Below are 23,706 nucleotides of genomic sequence, written 5' to 3'. Positions count from 1 at the left end.
GAGAGGGGGCTGGTCTTTGGGGGTTCCGAAGGTCATGGGAACGCCCATTCGGTTCTGTCTTCTATCCTTTGGTATAGGCGACAGGCTGCCAGGCCGTATGGTTAGTGGGTGTGACAGCGGCCGGGTGACAGAGCCGCAGTGCAGTATGGGTCAAAAGCGTTTGAAAAACCGTCTGAAATCGGCCTCTGGCCGGGTCGCGCTCGTCTCGCTCCTCGCTCTCGCGCAGGGTTGTGCCTCGCTCGAGCCGATCGGAAACAGAGAAAACGTCAAAGAAGGCGAGAGCTACCAGGCTCAGTATCGCGCCACCTCCGATGACGAGGCCGAGCGCCTCAGCAAATCCTCCGTACTGATGAACGCCCAGCGCTGCGCGCCTGACAAGACGCTCGGCCCGCCCGGAAGTCGCATGGTGCCGGCCGATATCGACATCCTTTCGCCGGGCGATCTGATCGAGGTCTCGATTTCCGACGATGACGAGATTTCCGGAAAGTACGAAATCTCGCAGGACGGCATGCTGCGTTTGATGTATGTGCCGCCGGTCAGCGCCAAGGGACGCTCGGTCGACTCCATCGAGGAAAGCGTACGCAGGGCCCTGATCGACGAGGGGCTTTACAACACCGTACCGCTGGTCTCGATCCGCGTGATGGATTTTGCGCCCGCGCGCGTGTTTGTCGCGGGCGCGGTGTTCGAACCCGGCTCGGTCACCGTCGGCTCGGTCGCCGCGACGTCGCTCGACCGCTTGCGGCAGGAGACACTTGGCGGGCGCACCAGCGAGCGCCGTCTGGCCCGCGCCCTGCAATCGGCCGGCGGCGTGCGTCCGGATGCGGACCTCTCGCGCGTCACCGTCTGGCGCGGCGGACACAAGAGAACCTACGACATGCGACCGGTCATCACCGGGCATGCCTATCCCGATCCGGTTCTGCTGGAAGGCGACCAGGTCGAGATTCCAAGCCGGCATTGCTTCCAGGAAGAGCTGATGGCGCCGTCCGCCGTCGCGCCGCCCGGCGTCAAGGTGTTCATGTCCAATCTGGCGGTACCGGCTTCATCCAATGCGCAGGCCGCGATTTCCAAGGATACGGTCGAACTGCGGTATGGAACGCGCTTCCTGCAGGCGGTCTTCAGCCTCAATTGCGTGGGCGGTGCACGGCTCACCAATTCCAACCGCTCGGCGGTGCTGTTCACGCGCAATCCCATTACCGGACAGTCGATCGTGATCGAGCGCAATCTCGAGGAGCTTCTCAGGCGCGGCGACCGCGACGATTTCGATCCCTATCTGATGCCGGGCGATGCGCTGGCCTGTTATGATTCCTCGGTGATCAACATCACCGATCTTGCCACCAAGCTCGGCATCATCGGCGCGCTCGGCGTGATCATCTGACCGTCTCTTCTCAGGCGGTAAGGTCCGAAAGCGCTCGGAGCGTCTTTTGCGCGGTTTCGCTGGCCGTCTCGCAGAGCGGTGCAACCTCTTCGCGCGCGCCATGTTTTGCCGCAGATTCGACATCCAGCAGAGCGGCGCGCAGGGCAACGGCGCCGAACACGGCAGCGGAGCCGGCCATCTTGTGCGCGCCGGCTGCAAGCTCATCCAGATTGACGACCTGATCCGAGCCGCCGCAGAAGCGCTCTTTTGATTCCGCCAGTTCCGCCCTGAACCGCTCAAGCTGGCGTTCGAAAAGCTCGGGCGGCAGCGCCTCGGTCAGCTCGGCCAGGGTCTCGTGATCGATCAGACCGGTATCGTCGTCATCGACGTCGGTGTCGAACGAAGTGTCATCCGAAGCTGATCTCTGCAGCAGGAGCGCGCCGATGACGTCGCGCACCTTCGCGCTTCTGAGCGGCTTGACGATACAGTCCACCATGCCGGCTTCTTCGAGCCTGCGCCGCTCGTCGGGCAGCGCATGGGCCGTGAGGCCGATGATCGGCGTGTGGCGGGAAAGGCCGTCGCCCTCCCGGATTGCCTGCGTGGCGCCGATCCCGTCGAGCCGCGGCATGCTGACATCCATGAAGATCACGTCGAACCGCTCGCCTGCGGCCTTCTCGACGCCTTCGATGCCGTCATGGGCCTCGGTGATCCTGCAGCCGTGTTTCCTCAGCATTTCGCGGGCGACGAAGCGGTTCGTCTCGTTATCCTCGACCAGGAGGACGGAAAGGTTTGCCTGTTCCAGGTCCGGAATGACGGTTTCGGCGCGTTCCGGTTCCACCGGTTTCTGCGCCGATACTTCCAATGGCGGCAGGCGGAGGAAGAAGCGGCTTCCCTGACCGGGTTCGCTTTCAACCCCGATCTCGCCGCCCATCAGGTCGACGAGCCGACGCGAAATTCCGAGCCCCAGGCCCGAGCCTGGCGCAGTGCGCTTGTAGGACGGATCGAGCATCACGAAATCCTCGAAAATCCGCTTGGCGTCCTCCCGGCTTACCCCGATGCCGGTGTCGCTGACGGAAAACTCGATCCAGCCGTCGTCCCCCCAGGGCGCGGCTTCCAGCGTAATTGTCCCCTTTTCGGTGAATTTCACCGCATTGCCGACAAGGTTGATCAGCACCTGGCGCAGCCCGTGGCGATCCTGATCGCAGAAACGCGCCCCTTCGGCGATGTCCGTCACAATGGTGTTGCCGCGCCTTTGCGCCGCCGGATCATTCATCTTTTTCAGTTCGGTCAAGAGCGGCGCGACCTCGAAGCGGACGGGGTTGAGCCGCGTCACGCCGGCCTCGATGCGGGTGATGTTGAGGACGTCGTCGATATGGTTCTGCAGGATTTCGCCGGATGAGATGGCTGTCTCCACATAGTCGCGCTGCTTGCGGGTCAGCCGGGTCTCGCTCAGCATGTCGAGCAGACCCATGACGCCGTTGAGCGGCGTGCGCATCTCGTGGCTCATCACCGCGAGAAAATCCGATTTCGCCTTGGCCGTCGCCACCGCGTCATCGCGCGCTTGCGTCAGGTTTTCCTGCGCCCGTTTGCGCTCGGATATGTCGCGCATATAGGTGACGATGATCCGTCCTTCGCCGCGGCGCGTGAGGCCAACGGAAACCTCCGCCGGGAAGACCTCGCCATTGGCGCGCATGGCGTTGATTTCCAGCCGTCCGGAAAGGTTGGCTTCCCCGCCGCGGAACTGTTCGAGAAACTGAACGCGTCTTTCGCGGTGAAGCTGCAGATCTTCTTTCGGAATGATGAGTTTTTCCGCGCTGACGCCTATGGCATGCTCGCGCTTGTAGCCGAATAATTGCTCGGCCGCCGGGTTGAAATCGAGGATGCGCCCGGCCTCGTCGGACACGATGATCGCCTCCAGCGAGGCGTTGATTGCGCTCTCGTAGAGGAGGTTCTGGGTTTGCAGGTCTTCCGTTCTCGTGCGTGCGATCTTGAACTGCCAGACGGCGAGGAAAAGCGCGAGAAACATGGCGGCCATGACACCGGCAGCAACCAGCCCGGTGCGCAGCAACACACTGGAAAAGGCCTGGCGGTCCCTGTCGGATTGCTCCGCCAGCAGACGCACCCCTGTCAGCGAAATGGCGCGGACATCTGCGCGCATCGCCACGAATGCATCATCCAGAACGGGAAGTGCAGCGGACAGTGCCTCATCGGACCCGTCGATGATCGGGATGAAGCGGTTGAGCGCGTCCATCAGGTGGTCAAGAACCTGGCGCGCCCGGGTTTCCTGTGTGACGCCGCTGAAAACGGAGCCTTGTTGAAGCGTATCGATCCGGCTGTAGAAAATGTCAAAACGTTGCCGCACCTCGTCGAGCGCCTGCGGCGTATTGTTGTGGATTGCGTCATCCACGGCTGTTTCCAGCACGAGAAGCTCGACCTGCACCTGCGCCATCGACCATTGCACATTGTCGGTCGAGGCCGAGCGCAGCCGGGTCAGCTCCTGCATCAGCTGGGCGGCGAGCAGGCTCAGTACCAGCATCACCGCCAGCAGCAGGAGGCCGGCGGCGACATAGATGCCTTTCCAGCTCTGCGGCTTGCGGGCAGGTATCCCTTGGGCCGCCTCTTCCTTCATCGGATCAGTCTTTCACATCGATTGATTTCAGCTGCCATATGCTACGCGAATATGTGACTTCTGTCTTGTAGGCGGGGTTGTCATCGAAGGGATAGATCACCCAGATCGGCCCCTTGTCGCGGACGGACAGCGGCCTGCCGTCGACCCGCGTCGCCAGAATGGGGCCGCCGGAAACTGCTTCGCTGGCCGGCACCTCGATGGCATAGTCGTTAAGCGCAGTCATCAGTAGCTGCGTGCCATCGGCCTCGACCGCCTCAAGCAGCGTGGAAAGCTCAACTCCGGAATACTCGGCCGTGCCGTCGGTCCAGATCGTCGACGTCTCAAAACGGGTCTGGGGCAGAGCCTCCAACATGGCTAGATCGAATTCAGCCGCGTTATCCGGCGTGTTGCTTTTGCCGATATTGCCGGAGACGGTCAGGATGACGCGACTGGCTGGCTCCGTCAAATCTTCGGCAAGGGCCGGCCTTACAAACATGAGCGGCGCGATAGCGGCCAGGAGAAGAATGGTTCTGATCATGATTTCTGCCTTCCTGAAAAGCGGAGGTGGTGACGTTGAAATTACTCCAACGTCGGCGCGCAGGGCATGCAAACATGGATGGTTTAGCTATACGAAAGGATAGAAAGACGGCCGATCACGATGCGCCCGTCTTTCACCGATGCTTCGTCAGTAGGCGCCCCGCCCTGAGAAAACTGCCCGGACAGTCAATGCAATAATCGTCAGGTCGAGCACGATGCTGCGCGAGCGGATATAGGCGTTGTCCATCTGCAGCATGCGCTCGAAGCCGATCTCGGCGCGGCCCGAGACCTGCCAAAGGCCGGTGATGCCGGGCTTGGCGGCAAGCCGCGACATGGCTTCCGGCGCATAGGCGGCGACTTCCTGCGGCAGCGCCGGGCGCGGGCCGACGATCGACATGTCGCCCTTCAGCACGTTGATGATCTGCGGCAGTTCGTCGATCGAGAGCTTGCGCATGATCCGGCCGACCGGCGTGATCCGGGGATCGGTGCGCGACTTGAAGCAGATGCCTTCCCGGTCGCTGGTTTCCAGCAGGGCCGCACGCCGCGCTTCCGCGTCCCGATACATCGATCGGAACTTCAGCATGGTGAAAGGCTTGCCGTTCTCGCCGACACGGGTCTGGCGAAAGAAGACAGGCCCGCGCGAGGTTGCGGCCACGGCGAGGGCCGTGCTCGCCATCAGCGGAGAGAGCATGATCAGCGCCGAGGAGGCAACCGCGATATCCAGCAGGCGTTTTCCGCGCACAGCCGTTGTCGCCGTCGCCCCGGCACGCACGGCGCGGGCCTCGCGCCAGGCATTGAACACGAAGCGGAAATTGCCGACCAGATAGCGCTTGGCCATCCGGCGCGGTTCCATCATCAGCCGCCAGACCCATTCGCATCCGGCCTTGCGGAAGATGACGGGCGCGCGGGCGACGCGGCCGGAAAAGAAGTCGAACTGGGCGCCGACGCCCATGACCAGACCGGCATCAAGCTTGTGGCGGTTGCGGGCAATCCAGACATCCTGCAAGGGGACGCCAAGCGCGACCAGCACGATATCGGCGCCGGAGCGATTGATCGCGTCGATGATGCCGGCCTCATCGTCCTTGGCAAAAAAACCGTGGCGTGTGCCGGCGATCTTCAGGCCGGGCGCGAGTTCCGAGGCGCGGTTCGCCGCGGCATTCGCAACGCCATCCTGGCTGCCGAAGAAGAAGATCGATCGGCCAAGCCGCGCGGCTTCCCGGCAAAGAGGGACAAAGAGATCGGTGCCATTGAGATTGGCTTCAAAGCTTTTGTTCTGAAGCTTGGCGGCAAGCTTCATGCCGGAGCCGTCGGGCAGAAGGTAGTCCGCCTTGCTCACGGCCCAGCGATAGGATGCATCGTCCTTGTGCGTGTTCATGCAATGGGCGTTGAGGAATGCGGCGGTGCGTTTTTCCTGCGGCGCGCTGAGCATGCCGGCCACCGCTTGCCTCTGGGAAGCGCTGACAATCGGAAGTCCGAAAAGCGAAACTGTTTTGAAAGCGGCCATCTGCCTCTCCATCGATGCGTGTTGCTGTTGAGGAGAAGATGCCGTGCGGGATGATGCCGTGCCTTATCGAGTAAGGCGAGGAGGGCCTTCCGGAAGCATAGGCTTTTGCGCCGCCGAAATGACATTCTGCGCTTTCGCATAGCGTACCTAGCCCAAAGGCAGGTCCCGGAGCTTTTGCCTGCCCCCTAGGTTTAAACGACGCCCGGCAATGGTGGCCGGACAGCGCTTTTTAAGCTATGGATGAAATTTGCGGCGGAGATCATGAGAAGAGGAAGCTCATGAAGATATTGATAGCGGACGATCACGAACTGGTGCGCGACACCATATGCGCCTTCCTGTCGAACGAGCCGGGTCTGCGGATTTCCGCGGCCGCCGATTTTGACGGCGCGGCCGAACTTATGAACAAGGAGGGGCCGTTCGATCTGGTCCTGCTCGACTATTCGATGCCCGGCATGAACGGACTGGACGGTCTTGCCAAGGCGAGGGAGCTCAATTTCGGCAGCCCGGTCGCCATTCTCTCCGGCACGGCATCGCGGGAAGTGGCTGAAGAGGCGCTCGCGTCCGGCGCCGCCGGATTTCTGCCGAAGAGCCTCCCGGCGAAATCGCTGATCCATGCCGTGCGGTTCATGGCGGCGGGCGAACAATATGCGCCGGTCCAGTTTATGACCGAGAAGGAAGAGAAGACCGCCCATCCGCTGGAGGAGAAGCTTACCAAACGCGAGATGGAAGTGCTGAGGGGCCTCGTCGAAGGGCATTCCAACAAGGAGATCGCCCGCACGCTCGACCTGCAGGAAGTGACCGTCAAGCTTCACGTCAAGACGCTGTGTCGCAAGCTTGAGGCGCGCAACCGCACCATGGCGGCGATGATCGCGAAGAATGAAGGGTTGTTCTAGACACTATCCGAAAGGCTAGGGGCGATCGCGAAAGGGCGTGCCGCTAGTGCCATCGTGTTACCCTGAAGAATAAGGCGGTCTTTATAAGAAACGCGAACTCGAACCGGGGGACCGTTTGATGAAGACCAGCGAATTCGAAACCATTGCAGAAAAGCCGCGCAGCCTGTCGCGCCTGTTGACGCCCGTTTTCTGGCTCGCCCGGGGCGCGAAGGCGGTCTTCCGCGCGGTTTTCCGCATCCCGCGTTTTCTTCACTTGAGCCGTGGCGGCCGGGTCAGCCTCTGGCGCGTGGCCTCCGGCGGCAAACCGGGCGATGCCGGCCGTCTGCCGCGCTATATCCTGCTGGGCGGCATCATGCTCGGCGCCATCTGGGCGCCGGTGATCTCTTACGTCCGCTACGCACCGCTGACCTTTTCGTCGGATATGGCGCTGATCCTGCCGGGCGCCGGCGCTTCCACCTCGATCAACCTTTCCGATATCGGTCAGGCGTCATCCTCGGCCAACTCGGCCTATTCCAGCTCGACGCTGAGCCCGACGGTGACCTATCAGAGCCTGCTATCCTCGCCGCAGGTGCTCGAACGCGCCGCCGAGACGCTTGGTCAGGAAGCCTCCGCCTTCGGCAAGCCGCGCATCAAGCTTCTCGATCAGACCAGCTTCATCCAGATTGCGCTCAAGGGCGCATCGCCGGAAGAGGCGCGCGATCGCAACAAGGCGCTGCTCGACGCCTTCCTGTTCGAGCTCGACAAGCTGCGCAATGACGAAATCGTCCGCCGCGAGAGCTCGGTCGTCAACGCGATCGATGCCTATCAGGCAAAGGTTGAGGACGCCCGCACGGCGATTGCCGACCTGCAGCGCGACAGCGGCTTGAAGTCCAACGAACAATATGACGCGATCGTCGCCGACAACGAGGACCTGCAGCTCGAGATCGCGGCCAGCCGGGCGAGACTGGACGAGCTCCATGAGCGGATCGCGACCCTTGGCCGGACGCTCGAGACCACGCCGGAGATCGCCGCCATCATCCTCAAGCTGCGCGCCGATCCGCAATATGTGACCCTGGCCGACACTCTGGCGCGCGACAGTGCAGATCTCGCCAAGCTCGCGGTCAATTTCGGCCCGAAACATCCCAAGATCGTCGGCGCCAATAATCGCGTCAGCGGTTTGCGCGACCGGCTTTCCAGCCGCGGCGTTGTCCTCGCTGGGTTCGACACGCTGGAACTGGCCGGCGAGGTGGATGCATTGGCCGATGGCCAGCGGGCAGGGCTGTTGTCCAGCCTGGTGTCGCTTGCCGCCGAAGCGCGCGGACTTGCCGCCGAAATCGCGACCAAACAGGCATCGCTCGCGCAGGGTGAAGCCCGGGTTCGGAACCTTTCGGATGCCGCCGCACGCCTTGACGCCTTGAAGCGCGAGTACAAGGTGGCCGAAGCCGTGTTTGCTTCCGCGCTTGCCCGCATCAACACCGCGAAATCGGATATTTTCGCATCTTACCCAATGGTTCAGGTCGTTTCGAGCCCGTCCATCGACTACGCGCCGACCTCGCCCAACATCAAGATCGCCATTGCCGGCGGCGTTGCCGGCAGCGCCTTCGCGCTTTTCAGCCTGCTTCTCGCCTGGATCCGTCAGCCGATCCTCGGCCGTGCCGTCCGCCTCTTTACCGAAGGCAAGTGAGATGACCCTGTCGTTTCGGCCACAAAACATCCCGGAGGCCATCGTCTACAAGACGCTGGTCTTCACCTGGCTGTTCTATGCCTTCGGCGCGCTTTACGTCGTCGGCCCGGTTCTCGGCTGGTCGCTGTTCGCGCTCGCCGTGATCGCGCTTTATTTCGGCCCTGCGCTGCGGCCTTCGCTGAGGCCGGCGGGACCGGTGCCGCTCATCGTCTGGCTGTGGATTGCCGGCATGCTGGTCATGCTGGTGGCGCTCTGGGGCGGGCATCTTCAGTGGGGGCTCGGCCTGAAACAGACCATCAAGTCCAGCATCGGCTGGGCCAAGGGCTGGGCGCTGCTGGCGCTGTTTCCGCTCGCCGGCGCGGTGCTGCAGGTGCGGCGCGAGGTCATCGTCCGCGGCCAGTGCGTGATCGGGCTGTGGACGCTGATCCTGCTGCCGATGATGTTCGCCGCCCCCTATATCGGCCTGCCGGAGCGTATTTTCGTCTCCCCGCTGAAGGCCGTGGGCGGGCCGGGACCTGAATATTTCTCGGTCTATTTCTACACGCTCGATCCCTCCAGCTGGACGCCACGCTGGCAGTTCTATGCGCCCTGGTCGCCCTTTGCCGGGCTTCTCGGTATTGTCATGGTCGCGTTCGCGCTCGAAGAAAAACAGCCCTTCTGGAAGACTTGCGGCATCGTCGCCGGCCTTGCCATGATCGTGCTGACCAAATCGCGCATGAGCCTCGTCGGCGTTGTCGTCTGCACGGTCGGACCGCGCATGCTGCCGTTGATCGCCAAGGTCTATGCCTGGCGCATGGCCGCCGCCTTCGCGACGCTGATGGCGATTTTCGGCGGCGCCGTGTTCACCATGATCCAGGGCGGCATCTACGCCTTCAAGAATGCCCGCGCCGACAGCACGCGCGTGCGCGAAGCGCTGCAGCGCATCGCCTATGAGCGCTGGTCGGAGGCCTACTGGTTCGGCCACGGCACCGTGCAGCCGGGCCCGCATCTTGTGGAATACATGCCCATCGGCTCGCACCATACCTGGTATGGCCTGTTGTTCGTCAAAGGCCTGACCGGCTTTCTGGCCATGCTGGTGCCGCTTCTGGCCCAGACCGCGATCGTGTTGGTTGATTGCGTGCGCCATCCGCGCGGCCGCCTGCCGCTTTCGATCGTCTTCGTCATGATCGTGCTGAGCTTCGGCGAAAACATCGAGATCGAGGCCTATCTCCTCTGGCCGGCATTGATGATGCTCGGCATCCATGCGCGGGAAATGCGGGAGAACGCCAACCGATAAGCAGAGTTAAGCCATGAAGATGTGAAGGGCACCTGCCTCTGGAGCCTGATCGGGGAGGGCGAACTTACGCGCCGGTTCAGGGACCGGCCGGTCGAAGTTGCGTTTGAAACAAGGCCATTGAAGGAATTTCGGACGGAGCAATTTGCACCGCGATAACCTTCGTCAGTCTTGTTGCCGCGCTTCGGCTCGGCCTGGTCCCGTTCCTCGCCATGATCGAGCGCAATCCGCAGGAATGCCGGGATGCATTGGCCTGCATGGCCTTGCTTCCTCATGCGCTTCTTTCCCTGTCGCCGGGTGCCTGCTTGAGTTTTACTGTCCGGCGCAGGTCAGCGTGGCGCGAGCATCGTGATCAGATCGTTGACGATATGAGCCATTTCCGTGCTGGCGGAAAACTTGAACTGGTTGATGGCGATGAAAACCCCGACGCCGCGCGACGGCGCAAAGGCGAGATAGCTGAAGACGCCGTTGGTGCCCCCGGCCTTCTGGATGATCAGCGGCCGTTCTCCTTCGGGCATCATGATGACCCATCCAAGCCCCATGGCGTTCATGTGGCCGGACTCATCCATGCCGTAGACCGGTTCGAGCCCGTCGCGGATCAGCCAGGCTGCGTGGCTGAGGGCGCGGACCTCCGCATCGTCCTCGCCAAACTGATCAAGGTTCCACCGCAGATACTGCAACATGTCATTGGCCGTGGTATAAAGACCGGACGCGCCGTACCTGTTTGCGATCGGGTCGCCCGGATCAATTTCATTGCCGTTCCAGTCATAGCCGACCATGGCATTTTCGCCCTCGGGGCGGGGATAGCCGGTGGACATGAGGCCGATGCGATCGAGGACTTCTGACTTCAGTAGGTCCGAATAGGGCTCTGCGGCAATGTTGGCGAGCGACATTGCCAGGACATCGAAGCCGACATTCGAGTATAGAACGCCGCTGCCCGGGGCAAAGAGCAGCGGACTATCCGCAAGATTGGCTGCGAAGGATGCATCGCTGTATTTCTCAGCGCCGTCGACAGTCGCGAGCTCGCGCGGCAGGCCGCTCGAATGCGTGGCGAGATCGATCAGCCGGATTTGCCGGCCGTCTTTTTCGGGCAAGGCGTCGACGACGCCGGCATGCGGCCCGACGGGCTCCGTCAGGGAAACTGTGCCTTTTGCGGCGAGGGAGGCAAGCGAAAGGCCGGTGAATGTCTTCGTCAAGGACCCAACCCCGATCACCGTGTCGGCGTCCGGCTCCCGGCCGCTGCCCTTGGCGACCTCTCCAAAGCCGAACACCGCGCTTGAGTCGCCGCGTACGGCGGCGATGACGAGCCCGGGAACACCGGTGTCGAGATGGAAAATCTGGCCTGTGAATTCGACCGCGTCATCCAGCAGAGGGTCATTGGCAAAGGCTGGCGTTGCGGCCAGAATGGCGATTGCTGCAAGAGCGTATTTCATCGGAAACCCCGTCTTCGATTTGGATATTGGTGAATTTCGGGTTGCCCTTCAATGCTACCCTCCAGCCCCCCTGTCTTTTCCCGCGAATAGTAGACCATCAATTTCAGCAAGGATATACATCGCGATACGCGCATGCTCCGCCCGATACACCTCGACGACATGCCTGCGTGTCCAGATCCGCCTGCGAAGCGAGACAGGCTATCTTCAGTGCCCGCAATCGAAAAAGATTGGCTGGTTTGTCGGCGGCGCGGAGGTCGGACTTGCGTTCGCTGTGGTCTGCTTCGTCACCATGCCCTATGTGGGCCTGCGCCGAACGGGCAGCGGTTTTCTCTTCCGGGCGGAGGCGGCAATTCTGTCGTGAAGAACTCTGGCAGGTCTCGATGAAGGCCCTTAGCGGGGCCGAAGCGTGACGGCTCGGATAATACAGGCGCGGCCCGTCCTGTTTTGTCCAGTGGTCCTGGAGAACCGGAACAAGCGTTCCGTCGGCGAAATCGGTTTCAAGCCAGCTACGGAACGCGCCGATAATGCCCAATCCGTTTCGGGCAATGGCGAGACCGGTATTCAAGGCGTTCACACTCAATGTAAGCCGCGTGATGGCCTCTATTTCGACAGTCTGGTCGCCGTCCTTCAACACCCAGGGCAGAAGCCGCCCGCTCAGCAAGCGATAGCGGATGGCGTCGTGGCGCAGGAGGTCGGCGGGCCTTCGCGGATGTTCGCGTTCGGCGAGATAACCGGGCGACGCGGCGAGCGCGACCTGCTGGACGCGGGGCCCGACCCGAGTTGAGATCATGTCCTTCTCCAGATGGGCGCCATAGAGGATGCCTGCGTCGCAGCCTGCCGCGATGATATCGACAAGGTCGTTTTCCACGACGCGCTCGACCTCCACTGCCGGATGACGGCGCTGAAAATCGCCGAGCAGCGGCGGCAGGACATCAGGCATCACAGCACCCGGTACATTGAGTTTCAATCGTCCCCGCACGAGGTTTTTGGAATTTGCCGTTTCCATCACGGCCGCATTCACCTCAGACAGGAGGGGCGCAACGCGCTCGGCCAGCGCCTGTCCCTGCTCCGTCGCCCTGACGCTGCGGGTCGTGCGCAGAAGAAGCGGCACGCCAAGCTGCTGTTCGAGCCGCGCAATCGTCGTGCTGACCTTTGACGGAGCAACACCGAGGCGACCGGCCGCGGCGCGGAACCCGCCTTCGGTGAGGACCGTCAGAAAGACCTGCGGGTCGTCAGGGGAAACATTGTTCTTCATGGAGAACAGTCTATTCCAAAAATATTGGATTATCAAAGTTAATGAGAACAGCCAGTTTGTCTCCCGAAGATGAAGCGGCGGTTGCGCCCGCCCACAAATCAAGTTCAGGAGAAACCTTATGCTGATCATCACCGGCGCCTCGGGCCAACTCGGCCGCAAGGTTGTGAATAGTCTTCTTCATCACGTGCCCGCTGAAAGGATAGGCATCAGCGTCCGCGATCCCGAAACGGTCTCGGATCTGAAGGCGGCCGGCGTTCGTGTGCGCCAGGGCGATTACGATGACGCCGACAGCCTGCGGTTTGCCTGGCAGGGCGTCGAACGTCTGCTGCTCGTCTCCTCGAATGCGGCCGCAACGGGCGGCGATCCGCTGAAGCAGCACGCGACGGCGATTGCTGTCGCGCGCGAACTGGGCGTTGAACGTGTCTTCTACACAAGCCAGGTGGCGAGCTCCCCGACCTCTCAGTTTCCTCCCGGCAGGACCCATGCCGCCACCGAGAAGATGCTGGCGGACTCGAAACTCCGCTGGACCGCGCTTCGCCACGGCTTCTACGCTGCAAGCGCCCTTGCGATGAATGCGCGCGCCTTTGAAACGGGCGAATTGAGCGCGCCGGAGGATGGGAAGGTCGCCTGGACGACCCATGACGACCTGGCCGCCGTTGACGCCGCCCTCATGGCGGGAGACGCCGTTATCGACGGGCCAACCCCGCCTCTGACCGGCAGTCAGGCCCTGGATCTCGCGGAATTGGCCACGCTTGCGGGCGAAATTTTGGAGCGTCCCGTCGGGCGTACCCTCACGAGCGAGCATGAAATGGAAACGAGACTGCGGAATGCCGGCCTTCCGCCAGGCGCCATCGCCGTAGCCATGGGCTATTATCGTGCTGCACGCGCGGGAGAATTCGCCGCGGTTGATGGCACCCTGGCCGAAATTCTTGGCCGACCACCGGTGACGATGGACACGTTCCTGAAAGCCAATCTTCGTTGATCATTTGTCAGACAAGGCGAGCCCGATACCTGGATGCGTGTCCCCGCGATGCAGATCCGCTCGGTTACGTTCATATGTCCCTTCTTCGCTGCTGAAACGAACGGCAAAGCTCGGCGCTTTTCTCGTTTCGACGCGTTGCGAAAAGTACCATCCCGCCAAAGGGTAACGCGAAACTTTTGCTCTGCCCCCTGAGAACTGGACCGTTTGCTGTTGGAGTTTTCCGCGGTATTTTTCCGGCTGGGAGAAGGAGTGGAAGCGATGAAGGCATCGAAGTTTTCAGACGCCCAGAAGGCGTTTATTCTGAAGCAGGGGGATGACGGTGTGCCTGTGGCGGAGGTTTGCCGCAAGTCCGGGATCAGTCAGGCGACCTATTTCAACTGGAAGAAAAAATACGCGGGTCTGCTGCCTGACGAGATGCGCCGGCTGAAGGCTTTGGAAGATGAGAATGCGAAACTGAAGCGGATCGTGGCGGACCTGACGCTGGACCGCGAGATGCTTCGAGGCATGTCATCCGCCGAAAGCTTTAAGGCCTGCCCGAACGCGCAAGCTTGTGGATGGGATGCTGGTGGATTGGGGGGTGTCGATCAGGCGGGCCTGCAAGGTTCTGACGTTCGACACCTCGACCTACCATTACAAGTCCCGTCGCATCGGTCAGGCCGCTCTTGAAAGACGGATCAAGGAGATATGCGAGACACGCGTCCGGTTTGGCTATCGGCGTGTTCACGTGCTCCTTCGACGTGAAGGCTGGATGGTCAATATCAAGAAGACCCGCAGGATTTACAAGGCGTTAGGGCTTCAGCTCAGGAACAAGCACCCGAAGCGCCGGGTGAAGGCAAAGCTGCGCGAGGATCGCCAGGAGGCCATAGGGCCGAACGATATATGGGCGATGGACTTTGTTCATGATCAGTTCGCGGCGGGCAAGAAGCTGCGAATCCTGACCATCGTGGATATCCATTCCCGCTTCAGCCCGGCAACCGACCCGCGCTTTACCTATCGCGGTGAGGATGTGGTGCAAACTCTAGAGCGAATCTGCCAGAAAGGCGGCTATCCGAAAACGATACGGGTCGACAATGGTAGCGAATTCATCTCCCGCGACCTCGATTTGTGGGCCTACGTGAACAAGGTCACGCTGGACTTCTCGCGGCCTGGCAAGCCGACCGATAATGGCTTTATCGAAGCCTTTAACAGCAAGCTGCGTTCGGAATGCCTGAATGCGAACTGGTTCATGACCCTTGCGGATGCGCGCGAAAAGCTGGAGGATTGGCGTAGACACTACAATGAGGATCGTCCTCATTCGGCGATCGGATACAACGTCCCGATCGCGTTGCATAATCCCCGTGGCGCCGCCAGCCCGCCATCGTGATCAAAGCCGGAAAATCCAACATCCGGCGGTCCAATAAATGAGCGCACTGCAACTGAGACCGGCTTCAACCCAACAAGGATCCGAGCTTGGTGCTCATCTCTACAACAATGACGCTTGCTCCCTTGTAATCAAGGGCCTGTCGGAACGCAGCCTCAAGTTCGCCTGTGTTCGAGACAGCAGTTGTCTTCGGACCATAGCCGCGCGCCAAGGAGGCGATGTCAATGCCGGGCAGATCGAGCCCCGGTACGTTGGGGGTGTGTTCAAGATCTGCGAATTCTTTCAGGATTCCATATTCATGGTTTTGAAGCACTACATAGATCAGATGCGTATTCTGCTGCGCGCTGGTGTAAAGCCCCTGAATCGAATACTGGAAGGAACCATCGCCCATTAGGCACACAACGGGCCGGTTCCGTCCGCTCTCCCGTTCGCCAAGTGCGAGTCCGACAGCGGCCGGAAGCCCCCAGCCCAATCCTCCCGAAGCAAAGGTGTAGAAGCAGTCCGGCTTGTCGATACGCAACCGGTTCTGCATTTCCGCCACCATGGAAGGGCACTCTTCGACCAGGACATAATCCTGCGGCATCAGAGATGCGAGGGTCGACATCACCGCGGGCGGCGTGAGGGGTAGTTCTTCGAGACTGGCAGGTTCGGGAGCAGCGCGAAGCGGCGCGGAACTCTTCAAGGGTCTTTTGTCGATCTGCGGTAGCACCGCGTCAAGGAAAAGCTTGGCATCGCATAGCAAGCTGTCTCCGACAGCAGCCTTGCCAGCCATGTCTGGATCGTCGGTGACCTGGAGCAGCCTGGCTTCTGCCGGCAGGTAGTCGCCCGAGACATAAGGATAATAGCGGAATACCGGAGCTCCGACCACGATCACCAGATCGTGGCCTTCGAGTTTCGACGACAACGGCCCGATTGCCGCAGGCAGTACCCCAGCATATTGCTTGTGGGTTTCCGGAAATGGGGTGCGCTCGCAGAACGGAGTTGTCCAGACGGGCGCCCCCAATTTCTCGGCGAACAAAACTCCAGCCTCCCACGCTTGGCTTCGCGCCAGATCGGCGCCATATAAGACGACCGGATTCCGGCTGTCATTGATCGTATTGGCAAATTTGGAAACCCGTTCCGGGTCGCCGGCCTGGCGCGTCGCTACACTTCGAACGACGGCCGGGAACGTCGCCTCCTTGTTCCAGTCATCAAGGGGAAGCGAAAGGAACACAGGGCCCATTGGAGGCTGCATCGCTACGGCCAGAGCCCGCATGAAGGCCGCTGGCACATCCTCCGCGCGACTCGGTTCATAGGACCATTTGACCCAGGGGCGCGGCATCTGGGCGGCGTCTATATTGGTCAGCAGAGGCTCCAAAAGAAGCATGTCCCGCGTCTGCTGCCCGGCGGTGATAATGAGAGGCGTCTTGTTCTGGTAGGCGGTCAGCACCGCACCCATTGCATTGCCAAGGCCCGCGCCGGTGTGGATGTTTGCCACGACCGGCTTTCGCAGGCTCTGTGACAGCCCGTCAGCGATCGCGACGACATTGGTCTCCTGGAGTGCGAGCACATATTCGAAATCATCGGGAAAATCTGCAAGAAAAGGCTCCTCGGTCGAGCCCGGATTCCCGACAATCGTTGTCAGACCGAGCTGCCGCAGAAGTTCATATGTCTCATCCTTGATCGTCGGCATTGTCTGACCTCCCATTGTTGCTTCAGCGAAAATTCGGTTTATCCGTTAGTCCAGATAAAACATTCCATTGTTACGATTGAAAGCATAGTGCTGAAGAAAGGCGTCGACGTCTTTTTTTCGCCGCTCCTGCATGCGGTCTCACCAAGACTGATTCTCCATCCGCCGAGATGAGCAATCCGATTGCTCGCCTTCCGTCCTGTCCGGAGCGATGCTGCGAACTGATATGGAGAGTAGTTGTCATGGAATAACAGAACGTTATTAGACAGCCTATCATGGTTATGCAGGCCAGCGCCGAAGAGATCAGGGCGATCACCGGTCTGGCAACCGCCGATATCGACGTCCACGGCGTCAATGCCGCTATGGGCGGGCTCATCCACCTCGAAACAATGATCGAGCAGGCGGCGCAGGTCCTGATCGGCGCCAAAGCCATTCACCGGGTGCCATAGGCATCATCAACGAAAACCCGAAAAGCAGAGGTCGGTGAAGCGAACACTTCACCGGCCTTTTTCTGTGCCCGGATCCCGGGCGGTCTGCAGCCCGCCAAGGCTGCAAGCGACGGGTCAGTCGCCAAACTTGGTCCCGTCCGGTAAGCACTAAGAATCCTCACCGCACCCGGTTGCCTGCGCAGGCGACGCGGTGTGTGGCAGATTCGGATATATCCCACAATGCAAGGAATGATTTCCGTGCGGCCCGTGTCGCCGCCGGCCGCCTATCTTGGCGGCAAGAAACGTCTCGCCAAGCGCGTGTCCTCCATCATCGAACAGACCCCGCACGATCTCTATGCCGAGCCCTTTGTCGGTATGGGCGGCGTGTTCTTCCGCCGTTCGCTCGCAGCGCGCTGCGAGGTCATCAACGACTATTCCGGCGACGTGATCACGCTGTTCCGGATCCTGCAGCGGCACTATCCGCAGTTCATGGAAGTGATGAAATTCCAGCTTACCTCCAGGCGGGAGTTCGAGCGGCTCGCCGCGACGGATCCGGCAACGCTCACCGACCTCGAGCGTTCCGCCCGCTTTCTCTATCTCCAGCGCCTCGCCTTCGGCGGCAAGATCATGGGCCGCAGTTTCGGCGTCGAACGCCACGGCCCGGCCCGCTTCGATCTGACGCGGCTGGGTCCGATCCTTGAAGAGGTGCACGAACGTCTTACAGGCGTCGTCATCGAAAACCTCGACTGGCGCGCCTTCATCGACCGCTATGACAGGGAAGGGGCCTTGTTCTATCTCGGCCCGCCTTATTGCGGCTGCGAGACGGATTACAGCAAGGATAGCTTCAGGCGCGCCGACTTTGCCGAAATGGCGGAACGGCTCTCGAGCATCAAGGGCCGGTTCATCCTGTCGCTGAATGACCGGCCTGAGGTGCGCGAGATCTTCTCGGGCGTTGAGTTTGCCGATGTGAAGCTCGACTACACGATCGGCAGTGGTGGGCAGAAGGCTGTGGGCGAGGTGATCATACTCGATGGCAAGGACATTCGCCTAGACCGAAACCTTCCCCTGTTCTAAATCCTCACCCGTGATCAGGCCGCCAGTCTATCGATGGCTCAAAACTCAGGCCGCATGTCGCGCGGCCCATCTGGGGCGGGTCTATGGAGCCCCAACGAATGCGGCCTTATCAAGGAAGACCCCACCTCAGAAAGCTTCGCCGAGGGAGCATATGATTGCTGCCTCGGCGAGACACGGTCGTTGGTGCGGGAAAGCCTTTCACCGCGAGAAGCTGGGCGCTGTACGGCAGAGACGTTTCCCGCTCATGGCGGTCTGATCAGAAGACCGGGACGACCGCGCCGCCATAAGTATTTTCGATGAAGCCGCGAATCTCATCGGATTGATAGATCTCTACGAACTTCTTGACCCAGTCGGCGTCTGCATCCTCCGTGCGTGCGACGATCACATTGGCATAGGGGCTGTCGGGGCTTTCGATGGCGATCGAGTCCTCGATCGGGTTGAAGCCGGCATCGAGCGCATAATTGGTGTTGATCGCGGCGACCGAAACATCGTTGAGAACACGCGGCAGCTGTGCCGCATCCAGCTCAAGGATCTCGATGTTCTTGGGGTTTTCAACGATATCCAGCGGCGTAGCCTTCAGCCCGGCGCCATCGGCAAGCTTGATGACGCCCTTGGCCTGCAGCAGGAGCAGCGCACGGCCGCCATTGGTCGGATCGTTCGGGATCGCCACACGGCTGTTTTCCGGAATGTCATCGACACTCTCGACCTTGTTGGAATAAATGCCCATCGGCGTGATGATCGTCTTGCCGACGGCCTTCAGGTCGTAGCCGCGATCGGCGACCTGGTTGTCGAGATACGGCACGTGCTGGAAGCTGTTGAGATCGAGGTCACCGTCATTCAGCGCCTGGTTGGGCACGACGTAATCGCTGAAGGTGGCGATCTCCACATCAAGGCCCTGTTCCTTGGCGAGCTTCTGAACCTCTTCGAGAATTTCCTCATGCGCACCGGGCGTGACGCCGACGGTGATCGTGTCCTTGGCAAGGGCTGTCCCAGCGGCAAGGCTGGATGCAATGGCAAGTACGGCAAATGGGGTTGCGAGTTTCATTTCTATTGTCCTTGACGCCGGCGCGCCGGTTTCTCCGGTGCGCTGTGTTTCCTGGTAATTTTATCGATCTATCGAGCAGCCGAACGGTTCTAAAGAAATCCGGTTTCCAAAGTTGGGCCGTTGGCGCAATTTCTTGCCAACGCATAGGTCCCGGAGCTCACATCGCGCGCCACTCCGACGGAGGCTCTACTGGTTCCGGTTCTTCTTGTCGAAGCTGCGCGCCAGACGGTCGCCGGCACTCTGAATGGCCTGCACCAGCACGATCAGCACGACGACGACGGCGAGCATGACGCCGGGCATGAAGCGCTGATAGCCATAGCGGATGCCGAGATCGCCAAGACCACCGCCGCCGACGGCGCCGACCATGGCGGAATAGCCGATCAGGCTGACGATGGTGAGCGTAAAGGCGAGCGTGATGGCGGGCTTCGATTCCGCCAGCAGCACCTTGATGACGATCTGCATCGGCGTCGCGCCCATGGCGCGCGCGGCCTCGATCAACCCCTTGTCTACTTCCCGGATCGCACTCTCGACCAGACGCGCGAAGAAGGGGATGGTGGCCACCGTCAACGGCACGATTGCCGCCTGCGTACCGATCGACGTGCCCGCGACGAGCCGTGTGAACGGAATGATCGCGACCACGAGGATGATGAAGGGCGTGGACCGTGTCGCGTTGACGATCAGGCCGACGATGCGGTTGAGGATCGGCGCTTGCAGCAGTTCGCCCTTGCCGCTGGTCGCCAGGAAAATGCCGATCGGTAGGCCGAGCGAAGTTCCGATCAGGCCGGAAACGATGACCATCTGCAGCGTTTGCAGCGTACCTTTGGTCAGAAGAGAGATAAGCATATCAGGCGACATAGCCGACGACCTCCGCGTTCAGACCGGTTTGGGCATAGAATTGATCCGCCTTCCGCATCACTGCCGGATCTGCCGAATAGGCGACATAGAGCGTGCCGTAGGGTTCGCCGGCGATCTCGTCCACCGTGCCCGCGATGATATTGACCGGGCTTCCGAGCACCGTCATCAGGCGCGAGACCAATGGCTGGTCGGCAGTCTCGCCAAAGAAGCGCAGGCGGAGAAGCGCAGTACAGCCGGGCTTGGGGTCGGCAATTACCTGGCGGCCGATCCAGTCCGGCAGGCTGCCGCCCGGCAGTGCCGCCAGCATAGAGCGGGTGGTCTCGTGCTCAGGCGCGGTGAAGACATCGAATGTGCGGCCGCTCTCGACGATCTGGCCCTTGTCCATCACCGCAACGCGCGAAGTGACGGCCTTGACCACTTCCATTTCATGAGTGATCAGCAGCACGGTCAGGCCGAGATCGCGGTTGATCGTCTTCAGAAGGCCGAGTATCTGCTGGGTCGTTTCCGGGTCCAGTGCCGATGTTGCCTCGTCCGACAAAAGCAGTTTCGGCTCGGAGGCCAGCGCGCGGGCGATGCCGACCCGCTGCTTCTGTCCGCCGGAAAGCTGGGCCGGATAATGGCGCGTGCGTTCCGAAAGCCCGACGAGGTCGATCAGCGGTTCGATCCGCTTTTTGATATCCTGCTTTCCCATGCCCGCGATCTCGAGCGGCATGGCGACATTGTCATAGACAGTGCGTGAGGACAGCAGGTTGAAGTGCTGGAAAATCATGCCGATCGAGCGCCGGACGGAGCGAAGCGCCACCTCGTCAAGCGCCGCGACATCCGTGCCATCGACAATGACACGGCCTTCGCTTGGACGTTCAAGACCGTTGACCAGGCGTACAAGCGTGGACTTGCCGGCGCCAGAGCGGCCGATTATGCCGGTGATCACGCCACGCGGAACGGTGTAGGTGACATTGTCGAGCGCCTTGAAGGCGCTCTTGCCGGTTTCCCGGCTGCTGAAGGTCTTGGTCACATTTTCAAAGCTGACCATCGGCGAGCCGGGTTCAGCAACCGGTCGCTCGGTCGGACCGGAGACATGTTCTGCCATCGGATTCTCTTCTGCTGTGCTGGAGACCGGCGATAAAACCTGCAGGAAACCGCTTGGAAAAGGCTGGCAGTCCGTTAGCACTCCGAACCGGATGTTTTCAAATCCAAAATTCCAAATGGCCGACAAAGCGAGGGGGCAAGAGGCGATTTCCCATCCTTCAAGTTCCCGTGTTCATGACAGAGCAGAAACGGATCGCCTGCATAAGGTCGCTTTCGCGGCAAATCCCCTCTGTCCGGACGCGCGAAAAAGGGTAGGGGATTTCTGGCTAATCTGGTTTACACGACCTACAAAAAGTCCAATGTTTCTGCGAAGAGTGGTTTACAGCTAGATTGCCCAGAGCTCCTGTGCTCAAAGGGATTCGTCGTGGCGTTCTAAGCCGACGTTCATCTGTTCAGGATTGAGTTCCGATGTGGAATTTGCCTCCGCTGTCTATCGCTTGGCCCTCTGTATTGGGCGCTGATAGAGGGCTTGCAGCGGGACCGGAGATTGGCAGCCATTCCCAGTTCTCGTATTTGTCTCCCCGCTGCCGGATATGGGAATAGCGTTTGAGGGAGACCCATGAGCGGTGGCCGGAGACGGCGGCGGCATGCGGAATGTTGTAGCCGATCTCGAAGAGCCGGCTTATGCCCTCGTGCCTGAGGTCGTGGAAGTGCAGGTCTTCGATGCCGATCAGCCGGCAGGCTCTGGTGAAGTTGGCGCTGATGGATTCCGGCGCGTAAGGAAAAATCCGTTCGTCTTTCTGTGGCGCCCGCCGGATGACGGCCATGGCGGGCGCCGGCAGGTCGCACCAGTTGTCGTTTCCTATCTTTTGTCCTGGATTTTTCATGTCGCGCACGAGCACGCGGCTGTTTTGCGCGTCGAGATCAGCCCAGGTGATGCGGCAGATCTCGTCTTGTCTGCGCGTGGAGAAGAGCGCGAACAGAACGATCTCGTCCATGGGCATGGATTGCGGTGTCTGAATGCTGCGTTGTCGGAACAATGCCAGGAGAAGCTCGAGCTCCTCAAGTGTCGGCCGGCGATCGCGCTGCCTACTTTTCGAGGTCATGCCCAACCGTTTGGCAACGATCACGCCATCCTGCATTGCCTCCCTGTCAAGCGGATAGCCCCACGCAGGGCGCGCAACCGCAAAGACAGATGAGACAGGTAGTTTGCGACAGTTTGCGGTTTCTTGCCGATCGAAAGCTCGCGCGCCAGGGCGATGATGTGCGCGCTAGTGATTTCCTCGCAGGGAAGGTCGGCGATGTCGTAACCTTTCAGCGCGCGAAGGACCTGAGCCTTGGTTCGGCCCATTGGGGCGGCGTTTTCCTGATATAGTGGTCAATAACGTCGGCCAGTGTTACGTTTCCATGCTTGGCGCGCTCAAGTCCGCCCGGTTCGAAGAGGTCGCCCTCGCGCTTGTTCATCCACGCGACGGCGAGCTTCTTGCGGTCAAACGTCTGGCTCTCGCTGTGGACTGTTTTGCCTTTGCGGGTTATGCGGATTTGCGCCGTATAGACGATGAGGCCGGATTTTTTCTTTTTTCGTGCTGTTATCGTGCCCTTATTGCTAACGCTTTTCTCGTGTTGCTTAAAATTCGCATTAGCATTCAAAAAAACGGTCTGAAAAGGCAGGAAATAGGATAGAAATCCTAGACTGAAATGAGCCGAAAATTGAAAAATACAAGTGAAATCAATAATCAATCGGGAAGGCGCTTTGCCGTCGCACCTATGATCGATTGGACCGATCGGCATTGCCGGTTTTTTCATCGGCAGCTGATGGCCGAGGGGCAGGTCTACAGCGAGATGATTGTTGCCGACGCGATCCTGCGCGGCGACCGGGAGCGGCTCCTGGGGTTTGATGCCGCCGAGCATCCGGTGGTGCTGCAGCTTGGCGGCTCCGATCCGCAGAAGCTTGCGGAAGCGGCGAGGATCGGCGCCGATTTCGGCTATGACGAGATCGGGCTGAATGTCGGATGCCCCTCCGATCGCGTTCAGTCCGGCACGTTCGGCGCATGCCTGATGCAGACGCCGAAGATTGTGGAGAAGGCCGTGACGGCGATGAGAGCGGCGGTCGATGTGCCGGTCTCGGTCAAGTGCCGGATCGGCGTTGACGACCAGGCGCCGGAAACGGTGTTGCCCGATTTTGTGGCCCGCATGGCTGGCGCTGGGGCGGACGCCGTTTGGATCCATGCCCGCAAGGCCTGGCTGAAGGGGCTGAGTCCCAAGGAGAACCGGACGGTCCCGCCGCTCGACTATCCGCTGGTCTATCGCATGAAGGCGGAAAATCCGGACCTCTTCATCGGCATCAATGGCGGCATCGCCACGCTTGATCAAGCGGAGGCGCATCTCGCCCATGTTGACGGCGTGATGCTGGGGCGCGCCGCCTACCAGACGCCGCGCCTGCTGGCGGAAGTCGACCACCGTCTCTTCGGCAAGGCTGAAAAGCCGTTCGATCCGGACGCGCTCTGCCGCGCGATGATGGATTATGCGGAGCGCCAGATGGGCAAGGGCGTTCGTCTGTCGCAGATGACCCGCCACATGATCGGGCTCTTCAGCGGCCATGCGGGCGCGCGGCGCTACCGCCAGATCCTGTCCACAGAGACGGTCAGGCCCGGCGCGGGGCCGCAGCTTATCGCGGAGGCCTTTGCGGCCGTGGTTCTCGATGCCGAAACGGCCTGACGTTCCGGCATCGCAGCCTTGAGAGG

Annotated in this window: 18 protein-coding genes and 1 pseudogene; 9 read left to right on the top strand and 10 right to left on the bottom strand. The window is 60.9% G+C overall.

Going from position 1 to position 23,706, the window contains the following annotated elements:
• Window positions 1–160 precede the first annotated feature (160 nt).
• On the top strand, window positions 161–1,375 hold the full coding sequence (locus FF124_RS17190) for a polysaccharide biosynthesis/export family protein (protein WP_210237490.1): 1,215 nt from the start codon (window positions 161–163) through the stop codon (window positions 1,373–1,375).
• A gap of 10 nt (window positions 1,376–1,385) precedes the next feature.
• Here FF124_RS17190 and FF124_RS17185 read toward each other — a convergent pair whose 3' ends face one another.
• The 3 genes from FF124_RS17185 to FF124_RS17175 all read right to left on the bottom strand — a co-directional run bounded on the left by FF124_RS17185 (window position 1,386) and on the right by FF124_RS17175 (window position 6,003).
• Window positions 1,386–3,983: an ATP-binding protein gene (locus FF124_RS17185; protein WP_138749706.1), complete on the bottom strand. Its 2,598-nt coding sequence runs from the start codon at window positions 3,981–3,983 to the stop codon at window positions 1,386–1,388.
• A gap of 4 nt (window positions 3,984–3,987) precedes the next feature.
• Window positions 3,988–4,500, bottom strand: coding sequence for a putative pterin-binding protein (locus FF124_RS17180; RefSeq protein ID WP_138749705.1), 513 nt, complete (start codon window positions 4,498–4,500; stop codon window positions 3,988–3,990).
• A gap of 147 nt (window positions 4,501–4,647) precedes the next feature.
• Window positions 4,648–6,003, bottom strand: a complete 1,356-nt coding sequence (locus FF124_RS17175) for a WecB/TagA/CpsF family glycosyltransferase (RefSeq protein WP_210237489.1) — start codon at window positions 6,001–6,003, stop codon at window positions 4,648–4,650.
• A 278-nt stretch (window positions 6,004–6,281) separates the two neighbouring features.
• On the opposite strand from FF124_RS17175, the gene FF124_RS17170 reads away from it, so the two are divergent.
• From FF124_RS17170 to FF124_RS17160, 3 genes are all read left to right on the top strand, one after another.
• On the top strand, window positions 6,282–6,896 hold the full coding sequence (locus FF124_RS17170; protein ID WP_138749703.1) for a response regulator: 615 nt from the start codon (window positions 6,282–6,284) through the stop codon (window positions 6,894–6,896).
• Window positions 6,897–7,014: 118 nt separating this feature from the next.
• Window positions 7,015–8,559, top strand: coding sequence for a GumC family protein (locus FF124_RS17165; RefSeq protein WP_138749702.1), 1,545 nt, complete (start codon window positions 7,015–7,017; stop codon window positions 8,557–8,559).
• Window position 8,560: 1 nt separating this feature from the next.
• Complete coding sequence (locus FF124_RS17160) at window positions 8,561–9,835, top strand: O-antigen ligase domain-containing protein (protein ID WP_138749701.1); 1,275 nt, start codon at window positions 8,561–8,563, stop codon at window positions 9,833–9,835.
• Between the two features lie 326 nt (window positions 9,836–10,161).
• Here the strand turns inward: FF124_RS17160 and ampH are convergent, their stop codons facing one another.
• Both ampH and FF124_RS17150 read right to left on the bottom strand, forming a co-directional pair.
• On the bottom strand, window positions 10,162–11,265 hold the full coding sequence (ampH, locus tag FF124_RS17155) for a D-alanyl-D-alanine-carboxypeptidase/endopeptidase AmpH (protein ID WP_138749700.1): 1,104 nt from the start codon (window positions 11,263–11,265) through the stop codon (window positions 10,162–10,164).
• A gap of 103 nt (window positions 11,266–11,368) precedes the next feature.
• Window positions 11,369–12,520 carry a LysR family transcriptional regulator gene (locus FF124_RS17150; protein WP_138749699.1) on the bottom strand — a complete coding sequence of 384 codons (1,152 nt, stop codon included), beginning with the start codon at window positions 12,518–12,520 and terminating at the stop codon, window positions 11,369–11,371.
• Window positions 12,521–12,638: 118 nt separating this feature from the next.
• On the opposite strand from FF124_RS17150, the gene FF124_RS17145 reads away from it, so the two are divergent.
• A complete protein-coding gene (locus FF124_RS17145) occupies window positions 12,639–13,502 on the top strand; it encodes an NAD(P)H-binding protein (protein WP_138749698.1) in 864 nt (287 codons plus the stop codon).
• 258 nt (window positions 13,503–13,760) lie between these two features.
• Window positions 13,761–14,865, top strand: a protein-coding gene (locus tag FF124_RS17135; RefSeq protein ID WP_138749696.1) for an IS3 family transposase whose coding sequence is annotated in 2 segments (ribosomal slippage) — window positions 13,761–14,018 and window positions 14,020–14,865 — 1,104 coding nt in all. Because the reading frame shifts where the segments join, the coding sequence is not laid out codon by codon here.
• A 64-nt stretch (window positions 14,866–14,929) separates the two neighbouring features.
• Here the strand turns inward: FF124_RS17135 and mdlC are convergent.
• Window positions 14,930–16,534 carry a benzoylformate decarboxylase gene (gene mdlC, locus FF124_RS17130; protein WP_138749695.1) on the bottom strand — a complete coding sequence of 535 codons (1,605 nt, stop codon included), beginning with the start codon at window positions 16,532–16,534 and terminating at the stop codon, window positions 14,930–14,932.
• Window positions 16,535–16,806: 272 nt separating this feature from the next.
• On the opposite strand from mdlC, the gene FF124_RS20620 reads away from it, so the two are divergent.
• The gene (locus FF124_RS20620) at window positions 16,807–16,980 is read left to right on the top strand and encodes a hypothetical protein (protein ID WP_187326986.1); all 174 of its coding nucleotides are present in this window, start codon (window positions 16,807–16,809) and stop codon (window positions 16,978–16,980) included.
• Window positions 16,981–17,199: 219 nt separating this feature from the next.
• Window positions 17,200–18,033, top strand: coding sequence for a DNA adenine methylase (locus FF124_RS17125; RefSeq protein ID WP_246072518.1), 834 nt, complete (start codon window positions 17,200–17,202; stop codon window positions 18,031–18,033).
• 256 nt (window positions 18,034–18,289) lie between these two features.
• On the opposite strand, the gene FF124_RS17120 is transcribed toward FF124_RS17125, so the two are convergent.
• From FF124_RS17120 to FF124_RS17105, 4 genes and pseudogenes are all read right to left on the bottom strand, one after another.
• Window positions 18,290–19,078: a MetQ/NlpA family ABC transporter substrate-binding protein gene (locus tag FF124_RS17120; RefSeq protein ID WP_138749694.1), complete on the bottom strand. Its 789-nt coding sequence runs from the start codon at window positions 19,076–19,078 to the stop codon at window positions 18,290–18,292.
• Between the two features lie 186 nt (window positions 19,079–19,264).
• On the bottom strand, window positions 19,265–19,933 hold the full coding sequence (locus FF124_RS17115) for a methionine ABC transporter permease (protein ID WP_138749693.1): 669 nt from the start codon (window positions 19,931–19,933) through the stop codon (window positions 19,265–19,267).
• Window positions 19,923–20,966, bottom strand: a complete 1,044-nt coding sequence (locus FF124_RS17110) for a methionine ABC transporter ATP-binding protein (RefSeq protein ID WP_138749769.1) — start codon at window positions 20,964–20,966, stop codon at window positions 19,923–19,925. Before FF124_RS17110 ends, FF124_RS17115 begins: the two co-directional genes overlap by 11 nt.
• A gap of 448 nt (window positions 20,967–21,414) precedes the next feature.
• A pseudogene (locus FF124_RS17105) lies at window positions 21,415–22,612 on the bottom strand (tyrosine-type recombinase/integrase).
• A gap of 48 nt (window positions 22,613–22,660) precedes the next feature.
• On the opposite strand from FF124_RS17105, the gene dusA reads away from it, so the two are divergent.
• A complete protein-coding gene (gene dusA / locus FF124_RS17100) occupies window positions 22,661–23,680 on the top strand; it encodes a tRNA dihydrouridine(20/20a) synthase DusA (protein ID WP_138749692.1) in 1,020 nt (339 codons plus the stop codon).
• The last annotated feature ends 26 nt before the right edge of the window (window positions 23,681–23,706 follow it).

The sequence above is a fragment of the Martelella lutilitoris genome (genome assembly GCF_005924265.1).
GTDB classification, from domain to species: Bacteria; Pseudomonadota; Alphaproteobacteria; order Rhizobiales; family Rhizobiaceae; genus Martelella; species Martelella lutilitoris.
Note: the sequence above shows the minus strand (reverse complement) of the source record. Positions and strands in the feature narration are given on the sequence as shown.